This window comes from Thermocatellispora tengchongensis (genome assembly GCF_014202315.1).
GTDB lineage: Bacteria > Actinomycetota > Actinomycetes > Streptosporangiales > Streptosporangiaceae > Thermocatellispora > Thermocatellispora tengchongensis.
This window is the reverse complement of record NZ_JACHGN010000005.1, coordinates 205,678-229,648: the sequence shown is the minus strand read 5'-3', so window position 1 is coordinate 229,648 and position 23,971 is coordinate 205,678. Positions and strand designations below refer to the sequence as shown.

The window sequence follows — 23,971 nt, the reverse complement described above, 5'->3', positions numbered from 1 at the left end:
CGGGGAAGCTCAGATGAACTCGGCCACGGGAACGGCTCTGCGCTCCTCGATCGAGCGGTACGCGGCCTCGACCAGGGCCATCGTGCGCAGGTTGTCCCGCGCGTCCAGCTCCGGGCACTCCCCGTGGGCGACGGCGTACTGCAACTGCTCCATGACCCCGGCGAACCCGTCGGGGAACCAGCGGGTGGACCACACCGGCTCCTCCCACCGGCCGCCGGTGCCCTCGGAGCTGTAGCGCAGCGTGCTCGGTGAGCCTTCGGGGTAGTCGGGCCAGCCGATCGTGCCCTGGGCCAGCCCCGCGGTGCCCTCGACCCGCCAGCGGATGCGTACGTCGGAGTCGACGCCGCGCTCGATCGGGCCGGTCCAGACGTCCTCCAGGCTGACCGCGAGCGCGCCGCTCTCGAAGCGGATCGTGGAGGCCACGATGCCGTCGGTGTGCGGGAAGGCGGTACGCGGGTCGGTGCGGGCCGCGGTGTAGACGTCCACCGGCTCGCCGAGCAGGAAGCGCAGGGCGTCGAGGTGGTGCACGCTCATGTTGACCAGCGTCAGCCGGTCGTAGTCGCGCAGGAACTCCTGCCAGTGCGGCACGGCGCGCATGTCGATGGTGGCGGTGACGATCTCGCCCAGCTCGCCGCGGTCGATGAGCTGCTTCAGCACCCGGATCGACTGGTCGTAGCGCATGTTCTGGTTGATCGACAGCGGCTTGCCCGCGGCCTCGGCCTCCTCGACCAGCGCGCGGGCGTCGTCCAGGGACAGCGCGAACGGCTTCTGCGCGAGGATCCCCTTGATGTGCGGCTGCCGCAGCGCGTGCCGGATCAGGGCGGGCTGGAGATGCGGCGGGAAGGCGATGTCCAGGATCTCGACGCGCTCGTCCTCGATCAGCGCCTCGGGGGTGGCGTGCACGACCGGGATGTCCCAGCGGGCGGCGACCTCGGCGGCGCGCGCCTGGGTGCGCGAGGCGAGCGCGTGCACGGTGAAGCCCGCGCTCCGGTACGCGGCGAGCTGCACGTCGGCCATGATGAACCCGGCCCCGATGGCGCCGATCGTGAAGTCCTTGCACCGCACGGGCGGATCGGGCACCAGCTCGGGGACATCGCTCATCATGGCCTCCGCGATCGGCTCGGCTCGCGTCCCGCGCCCGTCCTCACCTGGGCGGTCGCGCGGTCGTGAGCATGGTCGGATGGCCGTGAGCGTATACGCGCGAGCGCGCGCTGGCTACCCCCTTTGTCTGATGAAGTTCGGAGATTGTCGGATAAAGCCGGGTGAATGGAGTCAGCGGCCGTGCCGCCGCAGCCCCGCGCGCAGCCGGTCGAACAGCGCGCGGTCACGCCGTCCGCCGTCGGCCCGGCGCGGCTCCTGCGGCGGCGCGGCGAACGGGGGCGGCGGAGTGGACGGGGGCACGGCGGTGGGGGGCGCGGCGGCCGGGGGAGCGGGCACGGGCGGGGGAGCGGCGCGGGCCCGGAGGAGGGCGTCCAGGGCCTCGGCGGCGGTGGGGCGCTTGGCCGGGTCCTGGGCGCGCATGCGCCGCACCAGGTCCATGATCTCGGCGGGCCCGCCGGTGCCGGGCGGGCCGGCGTCGGGCAGGGCGGGGTCGGGCAGCTCGCCGGTGAGGAGCTGGTGGGCGATCACGCCGGCGGCGTACACGTCGGAGGCGAAGCTCGCCAGCTCCGGCCGCGCCTGGCACTCCGGCGCGACGTAGTGCACGTCGAGCAGGCCGGGCAGCTCGTTGGCCACGGTGAAGTCGCGCGGGCCCGGCTTGGCGTGGTCGAAGCCGGTCAGCATCGCCCGGCCGTCCTCGGTGACCAGCACGGTCGCCGGGCTGAGCGCGCGGTGCAGCACGCCGTTGCCGTGCACGTGGGCCAGCCCGCGCAGCACGTCCTCCACCAGGTCGAGGGGGTCGCCGTCGCGCCGCTCCGAGCCGAGGTACAGGTGCAGGGCCCGGCCGTGCACGTCGTCCAGCACCAGCACGAACCGGCTCTCGTCGTCGATGGCGAAGAAGTCGCGCGAGCGCACCACGCACGGGTGGGCCGGGATGCCGGTGAGCGAGCGGTAGGCGTTGGCGATCCTCTCGCGCTCGGCGTCGCGCTCCTTGCGCACCGCGAGCGGGTCGGCCTGGTAGACGCGCAGCAGCACGGTCTCGCCGCCGCCCAGGGTGGCGTTGACGGCGCGGTACTCGGTCACCCGCGAGTCGCCGCCGAGCTGCTCCTCCACCTGCCAGTTGCCGTAGCGCGGCGGCGCGGTCGAGCGGCGTACGGCGCCGTTGAGCGCCTCGACGATCGAGGTCAGGTACGGTCGCGCGTCGGGGCTGCACCCGCGGCGCACCCGCGAGACGTCGCCCAGCACGGTCAGCAGCCGGTCCAGGGCGGTGACGTTGCGCGAGTCGCGCCCGGCCGGATCGACCAGCACCGCGTCCGGCGCGGTCAGCACGACCAGGCTGTCCACGTAGACGCGCTCCAGCTCGCGGCGCTGGTCCACCATCAGGCCCTTCAGCGCCCGCGCCGTGCCGCGCACCTTGGCCACCGGGGAGCCGTACGCGCCCTGACGCGGCGGGAACCAGCGCGTGCCCGCCACCTCGATCCGGCCGTGGGTGCCCTTGACGTCGATCACGCACACGGAGTGACCGGTGATCACGATCAGATCGACCTCGAAGATCTCCTCCCCGCGCGGCACCTCGATGTTGTGCAGGAGCAGCCAGTCGTCCGGGGCGTGGTCCCGCAGGTGCGCGATCACCCTGCGCTCGGCGTCGTTGACCGGGTGCCCGCCTCCGACGATCTGTGCCATCTCTCCGCTGCCGCCTTCCTCGCCGTCCTTGGTGATCCATCCTCACGGGTACGGGCCGCGTACGCCACTCGGACGGGCTGGGGCAGGATGGTGGGTGTGAAGGTGGTGGCGCTGGCCGACACGCACGCGCCCCGGCGGTGGAAGTCGTGCCCGCCGCGGGTCGCCGAGCACCTGCGCGGGGCCGACGCGATCCTGCACGCGGGCGACGTGTGCGTGCCCGGCGTGCTCGCCGAGCTGGCCGCGTACGCGCCGGTGCACGCGGTCAAGGGCAACAACGACGGCCCCGACCTCGACGCGCCCGAGACCTTGGAGCTCGACCTCGACGGGCTGCGCGTCGGCATGATCCACGACAGCGGCCCGGCCAAGGGCCGCCTGGCCCGCATGCGCCGCCGCTTCCCCGATGCCGGCCTGGTGGTCTTCGGCCACTCGCACATCCCGCTCGACGAGAGCGGCGAGGGCCTGCGCATCTTCAACCCCGGCTCCCCGACCGACCGCCGCCGTCAGCCGCACGGCACGATCGGCCTGCTGCGCATCGAGTCGGGCCGCCTGCTGGAGGCCAGGATCGTCCCCGTGACGTGACCTGGCTATGGCTGGGTGTCGAACGCCTCGCCGGAGGCGAGACCGGCCAGGATGAGCCGGATCGCGATCTCGTAGCTGCGATCGACGTCCTCGGCGCCCGGGTGCTCGCCGAGGTGGTCGCGGGTCTCGGCGTAGACGAAGCCGGTGACGAAGGCGTAGAGGATCTCGGAGGTCGCCTCCACGTCGCGCTCGGGCACCCCGGCGGCGTGCAGGATGCGGCGCAGCACCGCGCCCATGCCCTCCTTGCGGTCCACGACCTCGGGGTGCTCGTGCACGTACGCCCACAGCCGGGGGTGGGCCTGGGCCAGCGACCGGTACGCGTGCGCCAGCGCGCGCAACTGCTCCTGCCAGGGACGCCCGTCGTCGGGCGGCAGCCGGAGCTGCGAGATGGCCAGCCCGCACACCCCGGCGAGCAGCGCGGTCTTGTTCTCGACGTGGTGGTAGAGGGACATCGGGTTGACGTCCAGCTCGGCGGCGAGCTTGCGCATGGACAGCGCCTCGGCGCCGCCCGCGTCGATCAGGCGCAGCGCGGTCGCGTGGATCTCGTCCAGGGAGAGGGGCTCCCCCCTGCGCGTCCTCACAGCCATACGCCGTATGCTAGCGTATCCATACAGCGTATGGCTGGAGCTGTCGGGAGGAGCTCGAATGGCCGTGACCGAGGTACCCGCGATCCACGAGATCCCCGCGCCGCAGGGGCTGCCCATCGTCGGGAACATGCTGCAAGTGCCCGCGCACTCGCCCAGTGCCTACTTCAACGAGCTGGCCGGGCGGCACCCGCAGGGCATCTACCGCCTGGATCTCATGGGGCGGGACATCCTGTTCGTCTACGACCCCGACCTGGTCGCCGAGCTGTGCGACGAGTCGCGCTTCTACAAGTCCATCGACCCGCCGCTGTCGATCGTGCGCGACTTCGCCGGCGACGGGCTGTTCACCGCCCGGCACGACGAGCCGGTCTGGGGCCAGGCGCATCGCATCCTGATGCCCGCCTTCAGCCAGCGCTCCATGAAGGCGTACTTCCCCCAGATGCTGGAGATCGCGCAGAACCTGGTCGCGTCCTGGCGCCGCAGGCAGGGCCAGGACCTCAACGTGCCCGACGACATGACCAGGCTCACCCTGGACACCATCTCGCTGACCGGCTTCGACTACCGCTTCGACTCCTTCGAGTCGGCCGAGCTGCACCCGTTCCTGCGCGCCATGGGCCGCGCCCTCACCGAGGCGATGCTGCGCAACCGGCAGCTACCGCTCGTCACCAAGCTGAAGCGGCGGCGCGAGGAGGGCTACCGCGCCGACATCGCGCTGATGCGCGAACTGGTGGACGACGTGATCAGGCAGCGGCGTGCCGCCGGCAAGGCCGGGACCGGCGACCTGCTCGGGCTGATGCTCCAGGCCGCCGACCCGCGCACCGGCGAGCGCCTGTCCGACGCCAACATCCGCGACCAGGTGCTGACCTTCCTCATCGCCGGGCACGAGACCACCAGCGGGCTGCTCTCCTTCGCGCTGTACAACCTGCTGCGCAACCCGCACGCGCTGGCCCTGGCGTACGCCGAGGTGGACCGGCTGCTGCCCGGCGACGAGCCGCCCACGTACGAGACGATCATGAAGCTGGACGTGATCCCGCGGGTGCTGGAGGAGACCCTGCGGCTGTGGTCGCCGATCCCGTCCTTCGCCGTGACCGCCTACGCCGACACCACGCTCGGCGGCCACCCGATCGCGGCGGAGCAGAGGTGCGTGATCCTGCTGCCGCCGCTGCACCGGCACCCCAAGGCGTGGGACCGGCCCGAGGAGTTCGACATCGACCGGTGGCTCCCCGAGCGGAAGCGGGAGCACCACCCGGCGGCGTACAAGCCGTTCGGCAACGGCGAGCGGGCCTGTATCGGCCGCCAGTTCGCGCTCACCGAGGCCCGGCTGGCGCTGGCCATGGTGCTGCGCGAGTTCGCCCTCGCCGACCCGGGCGCGTACCGGATGAAGATCAAGCAGACCCTCACCCTCAAGCCCGAGGACTTCACGATCCGGGTCCGGGCCCGGCAGCCGCACGAGCGCGCTGTGCCCGCGGCCCAGGGCGAGGCCGCCGAGGACGCGCCGCGCGACCTGGCCGCCGAGGTGACCGTGACCGGGGTGAGCCTGGCCGTGGCCTACGGCTCCAACCTGGGCACGAGCGCCGACATCGCCGAGCGGCTGGCCGAGCGGGCACGCCACGCCGGGTTCGCCACCACCCTGCTCACCCTGGACGAACTGGCCGCCGCGCCGCCGCGCGAGGGGCTGCTCGCCGTGGTCACCTCCACCTACAACGGCAAGGCGCCCGACAACGCGCAGGAGTTCGACGCGCTGGAGGAGCTGCCGCGCATGGACGGCGTGCGTCTGGCCCTGCTCGGCTGCGGCAACACCCAGTGGCCCACCTACCAGGGCTTCCCCAAGCGCGCCTTCGCCAAGCTGACCGCCGCCGGGGCCGTGCCGCTGGTGGAGCGCGGCGAGGCCGACGCCGACGGCGACTTCGACGGCGCCGTCTCCGCCTGGACCTCCGCGCTGTGGGCGGCGCTCGCCGCCGAGTACGGCGCCGGGGCGGCCCCCGCCGGGCCCCGCTACGAGATGGAGGTCCTCACCGAGTCCGAGATCCGCCCCGCCGTCGTCTCCGAGCGCGCCGTCCCGCTCACCGTGGTGTCCAACGAGGAGCTGACCGGCGACCCCACCGGGCTGTGGGACTTCTCCCTGGAGGCGCCCCGGCCCGGGGTGCGCTCGATCGTGGCCGAGCTGCCGGAGGGCGTGACGTACGAGCCCGGCGACCACCTCGCGGTGTTCGCCCGCAACGAGCCGGAGCTGGTGGAGCGGGCGCTGCGCGCCCTGCGCGTGCCCCGCGACCAGGTCGTGCGGCTGCGCGCCCACGGTGCCACCCACCTGCCGGTGGACACCCCGGTCACCGCCGGGCTGCTGCTGGCCGACTTCGCCGAGCTCCAGGACGTCGCCACCCGCGCCGACCTCGCGACCCTCGCCGCGCACACCCGGTGCCCGTGGACCCGGGGCGAGCTGGACCGGCTCACCGCCGCGTACCCGGACGAGGTGCTGGCCAAGCGGGTCTCCGTGATCGACCTGCTGGAGCGGTACCCGGCCATCGCGCTGCCGCTGCCCGTCTTCCTGGAGGCGGCCGGCCCGATCCGGCCCCGCTACTACTCGATCTCGTCCTCGCCCCTGGCCGCGCCCCGGCAGGTCCGGATCACCGTCGGCCTGGTGGAGGGCCCGGCCTGGTCGGGCGCGGACGCCGCCTACCGGGGGATGTGCTCGGCCTACCTGGCCGGCCTCGCGCCCGGCGAGGTGTTCTACGGGTACGTACGGGTGCCCGCGCCGCCGTTCCGGCTCCCCGAGGACCCGGCCACGCCGATCGTCCTGGTCGGCCCCGGCACCGGCTTCGCCCCGCTGCGCGCCTTCCTGGAGCACCGAGCCCTCTCGGCCCCCGGCGCCGAGCCAGCCGAGGTCTTCACCGGCTGCCGCCACCCCGGACACGACCGGCTCTACCACGCCGACCTCGACGCCTGGGAGCGCGCCGGGGTGGCCCGGGTGCACACCGCGTTCTCGGCACTGCCCGGCCACCCGCACCGGTACGTCCAGGACGCCCTGTCCGCCAACGCGGACACCGTGTGGGCTCTCCTGGAACGCGGCGCCCACGTGTACGTCTGCGGCGACGGCCTGCACATGGCCCCCGCGGTCAGACGCACCCTGGCCGCGATCTACGCCGAGCGCACCGGCCGCGACGGCGACGCGTGGCTCCGCGAGCTGGAGGAGGCGGGCCGCTACCAGCAGGACGTCTTCGCCTGACGGGCACAGAGAACGCCCGAGGACGGTGTCGGCGACGGCGGAACGGTACGTTCGCCGACCGGCTGGGGACGTGAAGGGGGCGGCGCGTTCGTTGACCTGCCCGGGGCGCGGCGTGCAGGGGGGTGCGGGCGGCGGGCTTGGCGGGGCGGCACGTTCGAGACCGGCCAGGGGCGTGGCCGAGGCTCGGCGTCCGCCGCCTGCCCGCGCCCTACTGGGTCCCGCTGACTTCCTGGGGCCGGGCTGCAGGACGTCCGGGCGGCGGAAGGTCGGCCGCGCGGCGCGTTCGCCGACCGGCTAGGGCACGTCCAGGAGGCGCAGGCGGCGGGCCTCGGCCGCCGCCTCGCCCCGCGACGCCGCCCCCAGCTTGGCCAGGATGTTGGAGACGTGCACGCTCACCGTCTTCACCGCGATGAACAGCTCGGCGGCGATCTCGCGGTTGCTGCGCCCCAGCGCGACCAGGCGCAGCACCTCCAGCTCGCGAGCGGTGAGCCCGCGCCGCGCATCGGCCGCCGACCCGGCCGCACCCGTGGCGCCGGTCGCGCCGGACGCACGGGCTGCGCGGGTGGTACGGGCCCTGCCGGTCGCGCCGGCCCTGCGGGTCGCACCGGCGGCACCTACCGTGCCGGGGGCACCTACCGTGCCAGCCGGGCCGGCCGTGCCAGCCGGGCCGGCGCCACCGGTGGCGCCGACGGCCCCGGCCGTCGCCGTCGCGTCGGCCGCGCGGATCGCGACGCCCACCCGGCGGGCCAGGGTCTCGACCGCCTCCAGCAGCGGCGCGGCCCGCAGCCCCGCCGCCAGCTCGTACGCCCGGTCCAGCATCGCCGCCGCGCCCTCACGGTCGCCGCTCGCCGCCGCGGCCTCGGCGCCGCAGAGCAGCGTGCGCGCCTCGGCGTACGGCTGGCCCAGCGCCCGCCACGCCGCCACCGCCCTGCGCCACGCCTCGGGCGCCGGTCCTTCGCCGCAGACGAGCCCGGCCAGCGCGGCGAAGGTCAGCCGGTGGGCCTCCTGCACCGGACTCTGCACCGGCAGCCCCGAGGCGGCGGCCCGCACCCGGGCCGTCAGCTCCGCGTCCACCGGCACCCCCGCCACCGGCCCCGCCACCTCCAGAACCGTGACCAGCAACGGCCAGGTATAGCGCGGCTCGGCGGCCAGATCCTGCTCCACGAGCGCCCGCGCCGCCACCTCCCGCGCTTCGTGCAGGGTCGCTGGTTGGCGCGTCTCCAGCCCGGTCGTCTGTGCCCGCGCTTCGTGCGCCGCCGCCGCGTCCGGCGCTTGGTGCAGGGTCGCCGGTTGGCGCGTCTCCAGCCCGGTCGTCTGTGCCCGCGCTTCGTGCGCCGCCGCCGCGTCCGGCGCTTGGTGCAGGGTCGCCGGTTGGCGCGTCTCCAGCCCGGTCGTCTGTGCCCGCGCTTCGCGCGCCGCCGCCACGTCCCGCGCCTGGCGCACGGCCGCCATCTCCTGCGCTTTGCGCGCCGCCCCCACCCCCCGCGCACCCCGTACGTACGCCCGCTCGCGTGCCTCAGGTGGGGCCCCCTGGCGGGTGCGAGTCAGCCGGAGTTCCAACGTGCGGCGGATGTTGGGGAGCACGGTCTGGGCCCGGTAGGTGCCGCGGGCGAGGAGGCGGCGCGACTCGGCGTAGCGCGCCTCCGCCCGGTCGGGCTCGCCGCGGGCCAGGGCGATGTCGCCCGCCCACTCGACCAGGCTGGCGCGGTAGTTGGGCGGTGGCGTCAGCGCGAGCGCGCGGTCGATGACCGTCTGCGCCTCGTCCCAGCGGCCCAGTGACAGCAGCGGCTCGGCCAGGTTCATCGCCAGGAACGCGCCCTGGGTGCGGGCCAGGCCGTACTCGGCGGCGTCGGCGAAGCCGCGCCGGGCCACCTCGGCGGCCTCCTCGTGCGCGCCCATGCCTTCGAGCGCGTCGGACTCGGAGATGGCCACCCGGGTCAGCGCGTCGAAGGAGCCCGCCCGTGCGGCCAGCTCGCGCGCCCTGGCGTACGCCTCGCGCTGCTGCTCGACGCGGGAGCTCGGCCACCGCGCCCAGGTGAGCGTGGTGAGCGCGTGGGCCTCGGTCTCCAGATCGCCGACCTCGTGCGCGAGCGCCATCGCCTCCTCGGCCGTGGCCAGCCTCTCGGCCAGTTGGCCGGGGCCATGCAGCATGCGGGCCAGCGACTCCAGCACCCGGGCCCGCAGCGCGCTCGGCGGCTCGGCCGGGACCAGCGCCGCCGCGGCCCGCAGGTCGTCCAGCGCGCCGGGGCGGCCGTAGTCGTACCTGATCAGGCCGCGCCGCCGGAGCAGGACGGCCGCGCGCGCCGGATCGGCCGCGGCGTCGATCTCGGCGATGGCCTGGGTGGCGAAGCCCAATGCCCGCTCGAACTCGCCCGCCAGCCTGTGGGCCACCACCGACGCCTGGTGCAGCACCTCGATGTGGTCGGCCCCGATCCGCCCGGCCGCGCCGGGCACCCGATCCCACAGCTCCAGCACCCTGGCCAGCATGCGCAACTGCTCGTCGTAGGCCAGGGAGTCGCCGGCCGCGGCGGCGGCGTGCCAGGCGGCGACCAGCGCCCAGGTGGTGTCGTGGGCGGCGTACCAGTGGTAGGCCAGCTCGATCGCGTTGCGCGGGGCGGGCAGCAGGCCGGGGTCGTCGCGCAGCGCCTCGGCGAAGCGGGTGTGCAGGCGGGTGCGCTCGCCCGGCAGCAGGTCCTCGTGCACCGCCTCGTGGATCAGCGCGTGCCGGAAGGCGTAGCCGTCGCCGTCCACCGACAGCACGTTGCCCTCCACGGCCGGGCGCAGTGCCCTGGCCAGGGTGTCCTCATCGATCCCGGCAACGGCGGCGAGCAGCCGGTGCTCGATCCTGGCCCCGCCCGCCGCCGCCACGCGCAGCACCTCGCGGGTCTGCTCGGGCAGCCGCTCGACGCTGGCCAGCAGCAGGTCGCGCAGCGACTCGGGCAGGGCGCTGCCGTCGTCGTCGCCGCCGAGCAGGGCTTCGACGAACAGCGGGTTGCCCTCGCTGCGGGAGTAGACCTCCTCGACGACGGCCGCGGACGGCTCGCGGTCCAGGATGCCCGCGGCCTGCTCCACGACCTCGTGGCGGCGCAGGCCGCGCAGCTCCAGCCGTCGTACCCGGTCGATCCGGCCCAGCTCGGCCAGCAGCGGGCGCAGCGGGTGGCGGCGGTGGATCTCGTCGGCGCGGTAGGTCACCACGATCAGCAGCCGGGCGTCGGGGCGGCGGTAGCGGACCAGGAACGACAGCAGGTCGCGGGTGGAGCCGTCGGCCCAGTGGGCGTCCTCGATCACCAGCAGCACCGGGCGGCGCTCGGCCAGGCGCTCCAGCAGGCCGAGCACCTGCTCGAACAGCCGCGCCCGCGCCTCGGCCCCGCCGTCGGCGGGCTCGCCGAACTCGGGCAGCAGCCGGGCCAGGCCGCGGGTCGTGCCGCCCGGGACCAGCTCGGCCACGCCGTCGCGGCCCAGCTCGCGCACCAGGGTGCGCAGCACCGCCGTGAACGGCGCGAACGGCAGGCCGTCGGCGCCCAGCTCCAGGCAGCCGCCGGCCAGCACCATGGCCGCGCCGCCATCCTCGCCGCCGCCGTTCTCACCGGCGGCGGTCTGGGCGTCGTGCTCGCGGGCGGCCAGTTCGCGGATCAGGCGGGTCTTGCCCACGCCGGCCTCGCCGCCCACCAGCACGACCGAGGACTCTCCGGCGCGGGCGCGGGCGAACGCCTCGCGCAGCAGGGCCAGCTCATCGGCCCGGCCGACGAAGCGCGGGCTGACCGTACGCGTGCTCACGCCCCCACAATGCCATCCGGCACCGACAGCGGCGCCGGGGCCAGGTGGTCGGCGAGGAACGCCAGGAGCGTACGCGTCAGGGCCACCCGCCGGTCGGACAGGGCGTGGTCGGTGGGCAGCACGAGGTGGCGCAGCCGCACTCCCGGCTCGGCCACGGCGAGGCACGCCTCGACCAGCGGTTCGTGGTGCGCGGCCACCGGGGCGACCGTGTCGCGCCCGCAGCCCACCAGCAGCACCGGCCGTCCGGCGAAGCGGGGCGCGAGCCGGGGCAGGAGCCACTCCTCGCCCGCCGCCGTCATCTCGGCGACCAGGGCCTCGCCGCTGGTGCCGCGCAGCGGCAGCAGCTCGCCCTGGAACATCTCCGTGTACGCCGCGCGCGCGCCCTCGCCGGCCGCGCACTCGGCGGCGGCGCGCCCGAAGTCGAACCCGGCGATGGAGGCGACGGCCCGGACCTCGGGGTCGGCGGCGGCGGTCATGAGCGCGGCGAACCCGCCCATGCTGTGCCCGGCCAGCGCCACCCGTCCCGGGTCGAGCCGGTGCCCGGCGGCGAAGCCCGGGTCGCGCAGTCCGGCGAGCACGGCCCGTACGTCGGCCAGCACGTTCCCCCACGAGAACGCGCCGCCCACGCCCCACGAGCCGCGGTAGTGGAAGACCAGCGCGGCGTACCCGGCGCGGCGCAGGGCCTGGGCGAGGTCGAAGTTGCGCTCGTTGCCGGGGAAGCCGTGCAGCAGGACCACGACCGGATGCGGACCCGGGCCCGCGGGCAGGTGCAGCACCCCGAGCAGGGGCACCCCCGCGCTGTCGAAGGTCACCGCGGGTGTCGCCGCCGGCGGGGCGGCCTCGTCAACCGGATCTTCGCGCAACACGTCCACGCCGCCTCCCGCCTAGTGAGTTCAATGACCGAACCATAGCAGGCGGGGTGGAAACGCGCGCGCCGCGCCCCCGGTGCGAGGGCGCGGCGCGCGAGGCCCCGGGTCAGGCCGGGAAGTCCTTGGGGTTGATGTTGGTGGTGCTGGCGTTGCCGCCGATCACCGGGTTGAGGGTCAGGGTCCAGACCGTGGAGGTGCTGGACGTCGTACGGAAGGTGAGCCGGCGGTTGAAGCGCTGGTAGGTGGCCTCGCGGGTGAAGCGGCCCTTGGAGACGCTGAAGCGGTAGCCGGTGGTGAAGTAGATCCGGTACGTGCCGTCCTTGACGTTGCGTACCGTGGCGCTGGAGCGGGCGCGGACGTAGATGCTGATGGCCTTGGACCGGCCGCGGACGAGGGTGACGACGCCGTCCTTGCGAGTGCCGTTCTGGATCTTCAGCTTGCCGAGGCCGCCGCTGATCCGGGCGTACAGGATCGTGCCGTTGCGCGGGCGGGCCGCGGCGTCCAGGGTGGACGCGGGCTGCGCCAGTGTGACGGCGGCCGGGGCGGCGGGGGCGGCGGCCTGTGCGGTGGCGGGCGGGGTGGCCAGCAGGCCGGCGGCGAGGACGAGCGCCGCGAGGGCGCCGGTGCGCGCGGCAGTTCTGCTGGAGGGTGTCATCGGGGATCCCCCTTGAGACGTCGGAATGAGGCTCGCGACCGGTTAGATGCCGCGAAGGTCGCGAAAGTTGGTGAACTCCCGGGAAAAACCGACAGAAAAGATCACGCGGGGTCGATCGGCAGGTAGACCCGGGCGCCCCGGCGGGTGAACTCCTCGGCCTTCTCCCGCATGCCCGCCGTCAGGGCGTCCTCCTCCGCCAGGCCGTGCTCCTCGGCGTACCGGCGGACGTCCTGAGTGATCTTCATGGCGCAGAAGTGGGGGCCGCACATGCTGCAGAAGTGCGCGGTCTTGGCCGCGGGCGCGGGCAGGGTCTCGTCGTGGAAGGAGCGGGCCGTCTCGGGGTCGAGGGCCAGGTTGAACTGGTCCTCCCAGCGGAACTCGAAGCGGGCCTCCGACAGCGCGTCGTCCCACGCCTGCGCGCCGGGATGGCCCTTGGCCAGGTCGGCGGCGTGCGCCGCGATCTTATACGCGATGACGCCCGCCTTGACGTCGTCCCGGTCGGGCAGCCCCAGGTGCTCCTTGGGGGTGACGTAGCAGAGCATGGCCGTGCCGTGCCAGCCGATCATGGCCGCGCCGATCGCCGAGGTGATGTGGTCGTACCCCGGCGCGATGTCCGTGGTCAGCGGGCCGAGGGTGTAGAACGGCGCCTCGGCGCACCACTCCTGCTGCAGCCGCACGTTCTCCTCGATCTTGTGCATGGGCACGTGGCCGGGGCCCTCCACCATCACCTGGCAGTCGTGCTCGGCCGCGATGGCGGTCAGCTCGCCCAGCGTGCGCAGCTCGGCGAGCTGCGCCTCGTCGTTGGCGTCGGCGATCGAGCCGGGGCGCAGCCCGTCGCCGAGCGAGAACGTCACGTCGTAGTGGGCGAAGATCTCGCACAGCTCGCGGAAGCGGGTGTAGAGGAAGCTCTCCTCGTGGTGCGCCAGGCACCACGCCGCCATGATCGACCCGCCGCGCGAGACGATCCCGGTCTTGCGCCGCGCGGTCAGCGGCACGTACGCCAGCCGCACCCCCGCGTGCACGGTCATGTAGTCCACGCCCTGCTCGCACTGCTCGATCACCGTGTCGCGGTAGACCTCCCAGGTCAGCTCCTCGGCCCGGCCGCCCACCCGCTCCAGCGCCTGGTAGATCGGCACCGTGCCGACGGGCACCGGCGAGTTGCGCAGGATCCACTCCCGGGTCTCGGAGATGCGCTTGCCGGTGGACAGGTCCATCACCGTGTCGGCGCCCCACCGGATGGCCCAGCGCATCTTCTCCACCTCGTCCTCGATGGAGGAGGAGACCGCCGAGTTGCCGATGTTGGCGTTGACCTTGACCAGGAAGTTCCGGCCGATGACCATCGGCTCGGTCTCCGGGTGGTTCACGTTGGCGGGCAGCACGGCCCGGCCCGCCGCCAGCTCGTCGCGGACGAACTCGGGCGGCACGCCCTCGCGGATCGCCGCGAACTCCATCTCGGGCGTGATCGCGCCGCGCCGCGCGTGCGCCCGCTGGGTGCCGCCTCCGGGGGTGGCGCTCCACCCGGCGCGCAGCCGGGGCAGGCCCGCGGCGAGGTCGGGGGTGAAGGACGGGTCGGTGTACGGGCCCGAGGTGTCGTACAGGACGACGGCGGCGCCGTTGGTCAGGCCGATCTCCCGCATGGGCACCCGGATGTCCGGCCTGGAGCCGGTCAGGTGCGTCTTGCGGGCGGCGGGCAGCACAACATCATCGAAGATCGTCATGGCCGATCGACAACTCCCTACGCCGGCATTACCCGGTCAGGTTCCGGCGGTCGGCGACCCCGTATGTCGCCCTCTCAGCCCGGTCGGCCGGGCTCCCGCGATCTGTCGCCTCGACGGTAACCCGAGCACCCGGGGGGTGCGCAAGACCCGGATCTGGCGCCGGTGCGCGCGGAGGCGTACTGTTGACTCGATGACCCGATTTCAAATCCGGTCAGAAGGTCAAGGAGTACCACCATGGCACCACCCGCAGGACCGGCGAACGCGGTCGGCGAGCGCGACCTCCGCGCCGAGCGCATCCTCGACGCGGCAGGCGAGCTGCTGATCGCCTGGGGCTACCGCCGGGTCACGATCGAGGACGTCGCACGCCGCGCCGGAATCGGCAAGGGCACCGTCTACCTGCACTTCAGCACCAAGGAAGTGCTCTTCATCACCGTGCTCATGCGGGCGCAGGCCCGGATGATGGGGGTGATCCTGGACGAGATGCGGGCCGACCCCGCCGCGGTGCTGCCGAGCCGCATGGCCACGGCGGGATACCTGCGGGTGCGCGAGGAGCCGCTGCTGCGGGCGCTGCTCACCGGTGACATGGAGACCCTCGGCACGCTCGCCCGCACCGCTCCGGCCGGCGTCGCCGAGGTGTACGAGATGCGCCTGCGCACCCTGCGCGAGTACTTCGCGCTGCTGCGCCGCCACGGGCTCGTCCGGGCCGACCAGCCCGCCGAGGCCCAGGTCCAGGCGTACATGTCGGTGCTGCTGGGCTTTCTGACCGCCGAACCGTTCCTGCCCCCGGGCGCCGGGGGCGCAAAGGAGCGGGCGCCGATGCTGGCGCACGTCATCGGGTCGGCGTTCGAGACCGAAGCCACCCCCGAACGCCTGCGCGCCGCCGCCCCCGAGGTGATCGCCCTGTTCGACCGGCTGCGCGCCCGAATCGTCGAGGAGATCGACCGGCACAGGCTCACGAAGCCGTCCATGGAGGAACCATGACCGCGCACACCTACGACCTGCTCGACCCCGAGCTGCTGCGCGACCCGTTCGCCGGCTACTCCCGCATCCGGGAGGAGGGGCCGCTGGCCAGGGCGAACTTCCCCGGCCTGGACACATCCGTCTGGCTGGTCACCAGGTACGACGACGTACGCACGCTGCTGAGCGACCGGCGCTTCGTCAACAACCCGGCCAGCGTCCCCGGGCTGGATGTGACCAACGTGCGCGCGAAGGGGGCCGCGGCCCAGGGGATCCCCCCGGAGTACGCCGAGTACGTGCTCAACACCGTCCTGGACGCCGACGGCGAGGACCACATCCGGCTGCGCAGGCTCGTCTCCCGCGCCTTCACCGCGCGCCGGGTCGCCGAGCTGCGCCCCCGGGTCGAGGAGATCACCGAGTCCCTGCTCGACGCCCTGCCCGGCACGGCCGAGGACGGCGTCGTGGACCTGGTCGAGCACTTCGCCTACCCGCTGCCGATCACCGTCATCTGCGAGCTGGTCGGCGTGCCCGAGGAGGACCGGCAGAGCTGGCGCGAGTGGGGCAGCACCCTGATGCGGATGCGGCCCGAGACCACCGGCCCCACCATCCGCGACATGGTCGAGCACATCAAGCGACTCATCGCGCACCGCCGCGCCGACCCGAAGGACGACCTGCTCACCGGCCTGATCCGGGCCCACGACGAGGACGGCGACCGGCTGTCCGACAAGGAGCTGGTCACCATGGTGCTCACGCTGGTGTTCGCCGGGCACGAGACCACCGCCCACCTGATCTCCAACGGCACGGCCGCCCTGCTCGCCCACCCCGAGCAGCTCGCGCTGCTCCGCGACGACCCCGCGCTGGCGCCCCGCGCGGTCCACGAGCTGATGCGGTGGTGCGGCCCGGTCCAGGGCACCCGCGTACGCTACGCGAGCGAGGACGTCGAGCTCGGCGGCCAGACGATCAGGCGCGGCGAGCCGCTGATGGCGGTGCTCGTCGCGGCCAACCGCGACCCCCGCGCCTTCCCCGACGCCGACCGGCTGGACATCACCAGGGAGGCCGACGGACGCAAGGAGACCCACGTCGGCTTCGGCCACGGCCTGCACTACTGCCTCGGCGCGGCCCTGGCCAGGCAGGAGGGCGAGGTCGCGTTCACGGCGCTGCTCAAGCGCTACCCCGCGATCGAGCGCGCGGTGCCCGAGGCGGAGCTGCGCCGCCAGCCGGTCCCGGTGAGCTGGCGGCTGGAGGCCCTGCCGGTACGGCTCGGGGCCTGACGCTTTCGGATACCGCGCTCGCGGTATCCGAAACCCGTGCTCCCGGACGAGGAGAACGCGCCGCCGTGGCCCTACGGTTGGGGCGTGAGCGGTTGGACCTGGCTGAAGCAGACCTCACGTGCCCATCCCCATGTGGTCGACGGGGTGTTGGCCGCCGTCCTGTTCGTGATCTCGCTGTGCGAGACGCTGGTCCTGCCGGTGCCGCGGGAACAGTCCCCCGCTGTGCCCGTGCCGCCGTTCACCCCGGCCTCGGCGGCGCTGGCCGCGGCCATCTGCGCCGCCCTCGCCGTACGCAGGAGCCGGCCGCGCGCCGCGCTCGCCGTGATCGTCTGCCTCACCGCCGTGTACGCGCGGTTCCTCGGCGGGACGGGTGCGCTGGACCTGGCCTGGGTGATCTCCCTGGGCACCGTCGCGGCGCGGCACCACCGGCGGGTGGCCCTGGCCGCGGGCGCCGCCACGGCCGGCGTCCTGATCGCCTCCGGGCCGTCCCCGATCGGCGACGGCGGGCTGTCCGTCGAGGCGTCCGGCCAGCTCACCCTGGCCGCCGCGGCCGTCGCGGTGGGCAGCGCGCTGCGCAACCGGCGCGCGTACGTCGCCGCGATCGAGGAGCGGGCCCGCCGCGCCGAGGAGACCCGCGAGGAGGAGGCACGGCGGGCGGTGATGGAGGAACGCCTGCGCATCGCCCGCGAGCTGCACGACGTGCTCGCCCACCAGATCGCGCTGATCAACGTGCAGGCGCAGGTCGCCGAGCACGTACTGGACACCGCACCCGACCAGGCCCGCGAGGCGCTCGGCCACGTACGCCGGGCGGGCCGCGAGGCACTGGGCGAACTGCGCACCACCGTCGGCCTGCTGCGCCGTCCGGGCGGCGAGGACGAGCCGCCCGGCGAGCTGCTGTGCCAGCCCGCGCCGGGTCTGGACCGCCTGCCCGACCTGGCCCAGTCCTTCGCCGCGGCCGGCCTGGAGGTGGACTGGTCCGTCGAGACCGCCGAGCACCCGCTGCCCGCCCCGATCGCGCTGACCGCCTTCCGGGTGGTGCAGGAGGCGCTGACCAACGTCAGCAAGCACGCCTCCGGCGCCCGCGCCCGGGTCCGCATCGCGTACGAACCGGACACCCTAACCGTCGAGATCACCGACGACGGCGGCTCCCCACGGCCCCAGAACCGCCCCCAGCCCCGAACCCAACAACAGAACCAGCCCCAACCCCACCCCCAGGACCGGGACCGCAGCCACCCCCAGGACCGGGACCGGGACCAGCCCCAGGACCAGGACCAGGACCGGGCCCAGGGCCCTGGCCACGGCCTGATCGGCATGCGGGAGCGGACCCTGTCGGTCGGCGGCGTCTTCGCGGCCGGACCCGAGCCCGGAGGAGGCTTCCGGGTGCGCGCGGTGATCCCGCTGCCCGCCGAGCGGCTGGAGGGCGCGGCATGACGGCCGTCCGCGTCCTGCTCGCCGACGACCAGGCCCTGGTCCGGGCCGGGTTCCGGGTCCTGGTGAACGCCGCGCCCGACCTCACCGTGGTCGGCGAGGCCGGCACGGGCGGCGAGGCCGTGCGCCTGGCCCGCGAGACCCGCCCCGACGTGGTTCTGATGGACCTGCGCATGCCGGGCACCGACGGCATCGCCGCCACCGCCGAGATCACCGCCGACCCGGACCTCGCCGGCGTCCGGGTGCTGGTCCTGACCACCTTCGAGATCGACGAGTACGTCTTCGCCGCGCTCCGCGCCGGAGCCAGCGGCTTCCTCGGCAAGGGCGTGGAGGCCCCCGAGCTCCAGGAGGCCATCCGCGTGGTGGCCCGCGGCGACGCCCTGCTGTCGCCCACGGCGACCAAGGGCCTGATCACCCGCTTCCTGTCCGCCCCCGACGCCACCCGGGACACCGGCGAACCAGCCGCCCTGGCGGCGCTGACCGACCGCGAGCGCGAGGTGATGGCCATGGTCGCGACCGGCCTGACCAACGAGGAGATCGCCACCCGCCTCGGCATCAGCCCGATGACCGCCAAGACCCACGTCAACCGTGCCATGCTCAAACTCGGCGCCCACGACCGCGCCCAGCTGGTGATCATCGCCTACGAAACCGGCATGGTCCGCCCCCGCCCCCGCCCCTGACCCCCACCCCGGTACGCGCCGGCCGCCGCGTCCCCCGGGCACCCCCCTCCGCCACGCCCCGGTCTCGTGCCCGTGGGGTCTCGCCTCTTGCCCGTGCGATCCTCTCGCCCGTCAGGTCTCGGGCTCGGGCCGTCGTCTCGGGCCTGCCCCCGGCCTCGGCCTCGCGCCCGGCGCCCGCGCTGCGGACGCCGCGCCGCCGCGGTGCGTCCGTTGCGCCGCGCGTCGTCTACGGCCCGCCCTGCGGGCACGTCGCGCCCTCACGGTGGTGCACCCCGGGTCCGGCTCGCACCCTGACGGGTCACGGTCGTGAGGGTGCCCGGAGTGCCGGATGTGCGGGGCGGAAGATGGCACCGGCCGATCGGTGGCGGTTCTGACATGGGCGCCGGGCAGCGCCGTACCACCTCTCGCCGTCGCGGCGCCATGGGGGAAGGCCGAGGTCGGAGCGCGCGCCGGAAGCGACGGCGGCCGGCCCGGCGATCCGATTGGGAGATGGCGGGCGAGCCATGTCCCTGACAGCCCCGCACCGCCACCCCTCGTCACAACCCCCATCCCGCCTTGCGCTGCCTCGTGGGGCTCGCGTTGCGCCTGTCGAGCTCGCGCTGTGTCCCTCGGGCCTCGGCCTTGCCCCGCTGGGCCGCGCTGCGGACGCCGCACCGCGGGCGTGCGGAGTGCGGGGTGCGTGCGAGGTGGCGAGGCGGGGCGTGGTGCCTGCGAGGTGGTCTGCGGCGATGCCGTCCCGGCGCCCCATAGGGAAGACCGGAGCCGGCTCGCGGCGAGGTCCCCTGGCGCCTGAGAAGTGAGTGGGGTTCGGGAGGATTGGGGGTTGTGGAGTCTTCTTCGACGTTGATTGTGATTTCGCCGGGTTTGGGGATCGTGCTGGCCGTGCTGGTCGCCGGGGCCGCCGTGGTGGCGTGGGTGGGGCGGTTGGGGTATGCGGCGGCGGTCGTGACCGCCTGTGTGCGTGCGGCCGTGCAGCTCGCGGTGGTGTCGCTGGTGATCGCCTGGGCGATCGGGGTGTTGCCGGCCGTGGTGGCGTTCCTGCTGCTCATGTACGGCGTGGCGACCTACACCGCGGGGCGGCGGATCACGAAGGGGTGGGCGGTGTGGTGGGCGGCGCTGCCGATGGCGGCGGGGCCGGTGCCGGTGCTGCTGTTGCTGGTGGGGAGCGGGGCGGCGCGGCTGGAGGGGATCGTGCTCATCCCGATCACCGGCATTCTGCTGGGCGGCTGCCTGACCGCGACCGCGCTGGCGGGCAAGCGGGCGGTGGACGAGCTGGTGCAGCGGCGGGGAGAGGTGGAGGCCGCGCTCGCGCTCGGGTTCAGCCCCCGGGACGCGCACCTGGAGATCTGCCGGAGGGCGGCGGCGCAGGCGCTGGTGCCCGCGCTCGACCAGACCAGGACGGTCGGGCTGGTCGTGCTGCCGGGGGCGTTCGTCGGCATGCTGCTCGGCGGGGCGGGGCCGATCGAGGCCGGGGTGGTGCAGCTCGTCGTGCTGGTCGCGCTGCTCGCCGCCGAGGCCGTCGCGGTGCTGGTCACCACCGAGCTGGTGGCCCGGGGGCGGTTCGCCGCCGATGCCGGGCAGCGTGGGTGATCTAGGAATTTATTGGTGCTTCGTGAGGTTTGCCGGGGATGACTACACTCGGCGGGCGTACGGGCTTGCGGGGCCTGGAGGGGAGGGCGGGGATCGGGATGCGCGAGGTCACTCCGCAGGAGGTGCTGGCGCCGCTGACCAGCTCGGCGATCTTCCTCGTCGTGACGGTCGATCCCGGCGGGGAGCCCGTCGTACGCGAGCTGCTGCCCGACCTGGCAGGGCTGGTCCGGTCGGTCGGGTTCCGGGTGCCGCAGGCCGGGCTGACCTGCGTGACCGGGATCGGCTCCGACGCCTGGGACCGGCTGTTCGCCGGGCCGCGGCCCGCCGAGCTGCACCCGTTCCGTGAGCTGGCCGGGGAGCGGCACCGGGCCCCGGCGACGCCCGGCGACCTGCTGTTCCACATCCGGGCCCAGCAGATGGACCTGTGCTTCGAGCTGGCCACGCAGATCATGAACCGGCTCGGCGGCGCGGTCACCGTCCAGGACGAGGTGCAGGGGTTCAAGTACTTCGACCAGCGTGACCTGCTCGGCTTCGTGGACGGCACCGAGAACCCGACGGGGGCCGCCGCCCGCGCCGCCGTCATCGTCGGCGAGGAGGACCCGGAGTTCGCGGGCGGGAGCTACGTCATCGTGCAGAAGTACCTGCACGACCTGGCCGCGTGGAACACGCTGAGCGTGGAGGAGCAGGAGCGCGCCGTCGGGCGTACCAAGCTGGCCGACATCGAGCTGGCCGACGACGTCCTGCCCCCCGACTCCCACGTCGCGCTGAACACGATCGTCGGCCCCGACGGCACCGAGCGGCAGATCCTGCGCGACAACATGGCCTTCGGCGCCCCCGGGCGCGGGGAGTTCGGCACCTACTTCATCGGCTACTCCGCCACCCCCGCGGTCACCGAGGAGATGCTGCGCAACATGTTCCTCGGCCGCCCCGGGACCGGGCACGACCGGCTGCTCGACTTCTCCACGGCGGTCACCGGGTCGCTGTTCTACGTCCCGTCCGCCGACTTCCTGGACGACCCGCCCGGCCCGCCCGCCGCGCCCGCGGCCGGGGCGGTGGACGTCCCCACGTACGACGGGTCGCTGGGCATCGGCGACCTGAAGCCGGCGAAGTGAGAGTAGGAGCCCGCAAGCAATGAACAACCTGCACCGCGAACTCGCCCCCATCTCCGCGGCGGCCTGGGCCGATCTGGAGGAGGAGGCGCGGCGCACCTTCAGCAGGCACCTCGCCGGCCGCAGGCTGGTGGACGTGCCCGAGCCCGGCGGCGTCGAGCTGGCCGCGGTCGGCACCGGCCGCCTCGACCCGATCGACCCGCCCGCGCCCGGCGTGGTCTCCCACGTACGCCGCGCGCTGCCGCTCGTCGAGCTGCGCGTGCCGTTCACCCTGGACCGGCGTGAGATCGACGACGTGGAGCGCGGCGCGAAGGACGCCGACTGGCAGCCGGTCAAGGACGCCGCCCGGCAGATCGCCTTCGCCGAGGACCGGGCGATCTTCGAGGGCTACGCCGCCGCCGGGATCGAGGGCATCCGCGCCGCCGCCACCAACCCGGCGCTGACCCTGCCCGCCGACGTGCGCGCGTATCCCAACACGATCAGCCAGGCCGTCTCGGCGCTGCGGCTGGCCGGCGTCGCCGGGCCGTACTCGCTGGCGCTGAGCGCCGAGGCGTACACCGCGGTGAACGAGACCTCTGACCACGGCTACCCGATCCACGAGCACCTGACCCGGGTCATCGACGGCGACATCATCTGGGCGCCGGCGATCGACGGGGCGTTCCTGCTGTCCACCCGGGGCGGCGACTACGCGCTGCACCTCGGCCAGGACCTGTCGATCGGCTACCTCTCCCACGACGCCGCCACGGTGGAGCTGTACCTGCAGGAGTCGCTGACCTTCCAGGTCTACACGGGAGAGGCCGCCGTCGCGCTGACCGCGGCCCCGTCGCCGCGCGAGCAGGACTAACTCGCGGGGAGACCGGCGCCTTCGCGGCCGGCCGCCGGCCCGGCGCCGCGGAGGCCGCCGGGCCGATCGTGCCCGGCAGGTGACCGCGTGCATGAGGGCGCGTGGCCGGGACAGTAGTGGTGCCATGTCACCCCACGGTTGCGTAAATCCTCTCTATAACTCGCATAAAGTGGACATGTCAGGACGTGTCGCAGGTGGGAGGTTCCCTCTGATGACGAACGGCCGGACCATGACCAGCGCCGCCGCGGGCGTGCTCGCCGCGGCGCTGCTGCTGACCGCCTCCTGCACCTCGGGAACACCGGGAGCACCGGGTGCGCCGGGCGGCGGCGCGGGGGAGGAGCGGGCGCCCACGGGGCCGGTGGCCAGGCTCGCCATCACCCCCGCCGACGGGACCGAGAAGGTCGCCCCCGACACGCCCGTCGCGGTCAAGGTGACCGGGGGCAGGCTCGACTCCGTCACGGTGGCCGACGCCAAGGGCAGGCAGGTCAAGGGCACGCTGGCCGAGGACGGCACCTGGCGGCCCCGCTGGACGTTGCGCCCCTCCACGACGTACACGGTCCGGGCCGCCGCGACCGGCACCGACGGCGAGCAGGTCACCGGCACCGCCACCTTCACCACGCTCAAGCCCCGGCGCAAGCTGGAGAGCGGCATGGCCCCCCTGGACGGCGAGACCGTCGGCGTCGGCATGCCGGTGCAGCTCCTGCTCTCCCAGCCCGTACGCTCCCGCCGCTACCGCGCCGCGATCGAGCGGGCGCTGGAGGTGAGGATGTCCAAGCCGGTCGAGGGCGCCTGGAGCTGGGTCAGCGACAAGGAGGTCCAGTTCCGGCCGCGCGAGTACTGGCCCACCGGCCAGAAGGTCACGGTCGTGGCCCACCTCGCCGGGGTGCGCGCCGGCGCGGACCTGTGGGGCGCCAAGGACCGCACACTCCGCTTCACCGTCGGCCCCCGCCACATCACCAAGATCAGCGCCAAGACGCACCGGGCCGTGGTGACCAGCAACGGCAAGGTCGTCCGCACGATCCCGGTCAGCCTGGGCAAGCCCGGCGACGACAGCTACTCCGGCATCATGATCGCGCAGGAGAAGGTCGCCGACATGATCATGGACTCGGCCACCACCGGGAACCCGGGAGAGTACCGCATCCCCACCAAGTGGAACGTCCGGATGACCTACAGCGGCACCTTCTTCCACGCCGCCCCCTGGTCCACCGACGCCCAGGGCAACTCCAACGTCAGCCACGGCTGCGTCAACGCCAGCCCGGAGAACGCCCGCTGGTTCTACGAGTTCACCAACCGCGGCGACATCATCGAGGTCACCGGCACCTCGCGCAAACTCCGGTTCGGCAACGGCCCGACCCCGTGGGCGAAGTCCTGGAGCGAGTGGCTGGCCGGCAGCGCGCTGGGCAAGCCGGTCAACGGCTGACCCCCGGCCTAACCCTCCTGGAGCACCGACAGGATGTTCCCCGACGGGTCCGTGAACCAGGCGATGGCCGGCCCCTGCCCCCGCGCGATCCCCTTGTCGTCCATGTCGAAGCCCTCGTACCGCTCGAACCGCACCCCGCGCCGCGCCAGCTCGTCCACCGCGGCCTCGATGTCGGGCACCGGGAAGTTGAGGATCGTGTACGTCGCCGGCGTATGGTCTGGTTTGGGATAGACCAGCACCTGGGTGCCACCGCCGAGGCGCAGCGTCAGCATCCCGTTCGCCTCCGAGACCTCGATCCCGAGCGTCTCACCGTAGAACCGCTTCGCCTCGGCGACGTCCTTGACCGCGAACCCGCTGTACGCCCTGGTGTCCTTGAACATGCCCCGTCTCCTTCCCCCGTGACCGCCCCGCCGCGACCTGCGAAGAGGGCCCGGCAGGGCATATGAGCTGATGCTGCCCTGCCGTGCCGAGGCGCACACCCGGGGC

At 74.1% G+C, this 23,971-nt stretch carries 18 protein-coding genes and 1 riboswitch; of the genes, 10 read left to right on the top strand and 8 right to left on the bottom strand.

The features are described 5' to 3' along the window. Positions 1-9: 9 nt before the first annotated feature. Complete coding sequence (locus tag HNP84_RS13170) at positions 10-1,104, bottom strand: Gfo/Idh/MocA family protein (protein WP_221336213.1); 1,095 nt, start codon at positions 1,102-1,104, stop codon at positions 10-12. 168 nt (positions 1,105-1,272) lie between these two features. Then, entirely contained in the window at positions 1,273-2,781 is a 1,509-nt protein-coding gene (mads6, locus tag HNP84_RS13165) for a methylation-associated defense system protein kinase MAD6 (RefSeq protein WP_185049952.1), read from the bottom strand. Between the two features lie 87 nt (positions 2,782-2,868). Here mads6 and HNP84_RS13160 point away from each other — a divergent pair, with 87 nt between their 5' ends. Continuing rightward, a complete protein-coding gene (locus tag HNP84_RS13160) occupies positions 2,869-3,360 on the top strand; it encodes a metallophosphoesterase family protein (RefSeq protein ID WP_221336212.1) in 492 nt (163 codons plus the stop codon). 5 nt (positions 3,361-3,365) lie between these two features. Here HNP84_RS13160 and HNP84_RS13155 read toward each other — a convergent pair whose 3' ends face one another. After that, a complete protein-coding gene (locus tag HNP84_RS13155; RefSeq protein WP_185049950.1) occupies positions 3,366-3,947 on the bottom strand; it encodes a TetR/AcrR family transcriptional regulator in 582 nt (193 codons plus the stop codon). Positions 3,948-4,011: 64 nt separating this feature from the next. Between HNP84_RS13155 and HNP84_RS13150 the strand changes: the two genes are divergently transcribed. Further along, positions 4,012-7,167, top strand: a complete 3,156-nt coding sequence (locus HNP84_RS13150; RefSeq protein ID WP_312924648.1) for a bifunctional cytochrome P450/NADPH--P450 reductase — start codon at positions 4,012-4,014, stop codon at positions 7,165-7,167. A gap of 294 nt (positions 7,168-7,461) precedes the next feature. On the opposite strand, the gene HNP84_RS56010 is transcribed toward HNP84_RS13150, so the two are convergent. The 4 genes from HNP84_RS56010 to thiC all read right to left on the bottom strand — a co-directional run bounded on the left by HNP84_RS56010 (position 7,462) and on the right by thiC (position 14,186). After that, complete coding sequence (locus HNP84_RS56010) at positions 7,462-10,944, bottom strand: helix-turn-helix transcriptional regulator (RefSeq protein WP_312924646.1); 3,483 nt, start codon at positions 10,942-10,944, stop codon at positions 7,462-7,464. Then, entirely contained in the window at positions 10,941-11,816 is an 876-nt protein-coding gene (locus tag HNP84_RS13135; protein ID WP_312924644.1) for an alpha/beta hydrolase family protein, read from the bottom strand. Before HNP84_RS13135 ends, HNP84_RS56010 begins: the two co-directional genes overlap by 4 nt. A 103-nt stretch (positions 11,817-11,919) precedes the next feature. Beyond that, a complete protein-coding gene (locus HNP84_RS13130; protein ID WP_185049948.1) occupies positions 11,920-12,468 on the bottom strand; it encodes a hypothetical protein in 549 nt (182 codons plus the stop codon). A gap of 101 nt (positions 12,469-12,569) precedes the next feature. Beyond that, positions 12,570-14,186: a phosphomethylpyrimidine synthase ThiC gene (gene thiC / locus HNP84_RS13125; RefSeq protein ID WP_185049947.1), complete on the bottom strand. Its 1,617-nt coding sequence runs from the start codon at positions 14,184-14,186 to the stop codon at positions 12,570-12,572. Further along, positions 14,184-14,295, bottom strand: a riboswitch (TPP riboswitch). (Overlaps the previous gene by 3 nt.) A 125-nt stretch (positions 14,296-14,420) precedes the next feature. Between thiC and HNP84_RS13120 the strand changes: the two genes are divergently transcribed. The 8 genes from HNP84_RS13120 to HNP84_RS13085 all read left to right on the top strand — a co-directional run bounded on the left by HNP84_RS13120 (position 14,421) and on the right by HNP84_RS13085 (position 23,485). Next, complete coding sequence (locus HNP84_RS13120; RefSeq protein ID WP_185049946.1) at positions 14,421-15,167, top strand: TetR/AcrR family transcriptional regulator; 747 nt, start codon at positions 14,421-14,423, stop codon at positions 15,165-15,167. Beyond that, positions 15,164-16,414 (top strand): cytochrome P450 family protein, encoded by a 1,251-nt coding sequence (locus tag HNP84_RS13115; RefSeq protein WP_185049945.1) that lies wholly within the window; start codon positions 15,164-15,166, stop codon positions 16,412-16,414. Before HNP84_RS13120 ends, HNP84_RS13115 begins: the two co-directional genes overlap by 4 nt. Before the next feature lie 84 nt (positions 16,415-16,498). Continuing rightward, complete coding sequence (locus tag HNP84_RS13110) at positions 16,499-17,845, top strand: sensor histidine kinase (protein ID WP_185049944.1); 1,347 nt, start codon at positions 16,499-16,501, stop codon at positions 17,843-17,845. Beyond that, the gene (locus HNP84_RS13105; RefSeq protein WP_185050261.1) at positions 17,842-18,522 is read left to right on the top strand and encodes a response regulator transcription factor; all 681 of its coding nucleotides are present in this window, start codon (positions 17,842-17,844) and stop codon (positions 18,520-18,522) included. The genes HNP84_RS13110 and HNP84_RS13105 overlap by 4 nt, the downstream gene beginning before the upstream one ends. A gap of 849 nt (positions 18,523-19,371) precedes the next feature. Then, the gene (locus HNP84_RS13100; protein ID WP_312924827.1) at positions 19,372-20,112 is read left to right on the top strand and encodes an ABC transporter permease; all 741 of its coding nucleotides are present in this window, start codon (positions 19,372-19,374) and stop codon (positions 20,110-20,112) included. A 38-nt stretch (positions 20,113-20,150) separates the two neighbouring features. Then, positions 20,151-21,224, top strand: coding sequence for a Dyp-type peroxidase (locus HNP84_RS13095; RefSeq protein WP_246518112.1), 1,074 nt, complete (start codon positions 20,151-20,153; stop codon positions 21,222-21,224). 19 nt (positions 21,225-21,243) lie between these two features. Next, on the top strand, positions 21,244-22,065 hold the full coding sequence (locus HNP84_RS13090) for a family 1 encapsulin nanocompartment shell protein (RefSeq protein WP_185049942.1): 822 nt from the start codon (positions 21,244-21,246) through the stop codon (positions 22,063-22,065). Between the two features lie 211 nt (positions 22,066-22,276). Then, positions 22,277-23,485 (top strand): L,D-transpeptidase, encoded by a 1,209-nt coding sequence (locus HNP84_RS13085; RefSeq protein ID WP_246518111.1) that lies wholly within the window; start codon positions 22,277-22,279, stop codon positions 23,483-23,485. A gap of 8 nt (positions 23,486-23,493) precedes the next feature. Here the strand turns inward: HNP84_RS13085 and HNP84_RS13080 are convergent, their stop codons facing one another. Further along, the gene (locus HNP84_RS13080) at positions 23,494-23,865 is read right to left on the bottom strand and encodes a VOC family protein (RefSeq protein ID WP_185049941.1); all 372 of its coding nucleotides are present in this window, start codon (positions 23,863-23,865) and stop codon (positions 23,494-23,496) included. Positions 23,866-23,971 lie beyond the last annotated feature (106 nt).

Coding starts and splice junctions, on each gene's coding strand:
- HNP84_RS13170 (WP_221336213.1), bottom strand. CDS start 1,104: ATGATGAGCGATGTCCCCGAGCTGGTGCCCGATCCGCCCGTGCGGTGC.
- mads6 (WP_185049952.1), bottom strand. CDS start 2,781: ATGGCACAGATCGTCGGAGGCGGGCACCCGGTCAACGACGCCGAGCGC.
- HNP84_RS13160 (WP_221336212.1), top strand. CDS start 2,869: ATGGTGGGTGTGAAGGTGGTGGCGCTGGCCGACACGCACGCGCCCCGG.
- HNP84_RS13155 (WP_185049950.1), bottom strand. CDS start 3,947: ATGGCTGTGAGGACGCGCAGGGGGGAGCCCCTCTCCCTGGACGAGATC.
- HNP84_RS13130 (WP_185049948.1), bottom strand. CDS start 12,468: ATGACACCCTCCAGCAGAACTGCCGCGCGCACCGGCGCCCTCGCGGCG.
- thiC (WP_185049947.1), bottom strand. CDS start 14,186: ATGACGATCTTCGATGATGTTGTGCTGCCCGCCGCCCGCAAGACGCAC.
- HNP84_RS13120 (WP_185049946.1), top strand. CDS start 14,421: ATGGCACCACCCGCAGGACCGGCGAACGCGGTCGGCGAGCGCGACCTC.
- HNP84_RS13115 (WP_185049945.1), top strand. CDS start 15,164: ATGACCGCGCACACCTACGACCTGCTCGACCCCGAGCTGCTGCGCGAC.
- HNP84_RS13105 (WP_185050261.1), top strand. CDS start 17,842: ATGACGGCCGTCCGCGTCCTGCTCGCCGACGACCAGGCCCTGGTCCGG.
- HNP84_RS13095 (WP_246518112.1), top strand. CDS start 20,151: ATGACTACACTCGGCGGGCGTACGGGCTTGCGGGGCCTGGAGGGGAGG.
- HNP84_RS13090 (WP_185049942.1), top strand. CDS start 21,244: ATGAACAACCTGCACCGCGAACTCGCCCCCATCTCCGCGGCGGCCTGG.
- HNP84_RS13085 (WP_246518111.1), top strand. CDS start 22,277: ATGACGAACGGCCGGACCATGACCAGCGCCGCCGCGGGCGTGCTCGCC.
- HNP84_RS13080 (WP_185049941.1), bottom strand. CDS start 23,865: ATGTTCAAGGACACCAGGGCGTACAGCGGGTTCGCGGTCAAGGACGTC.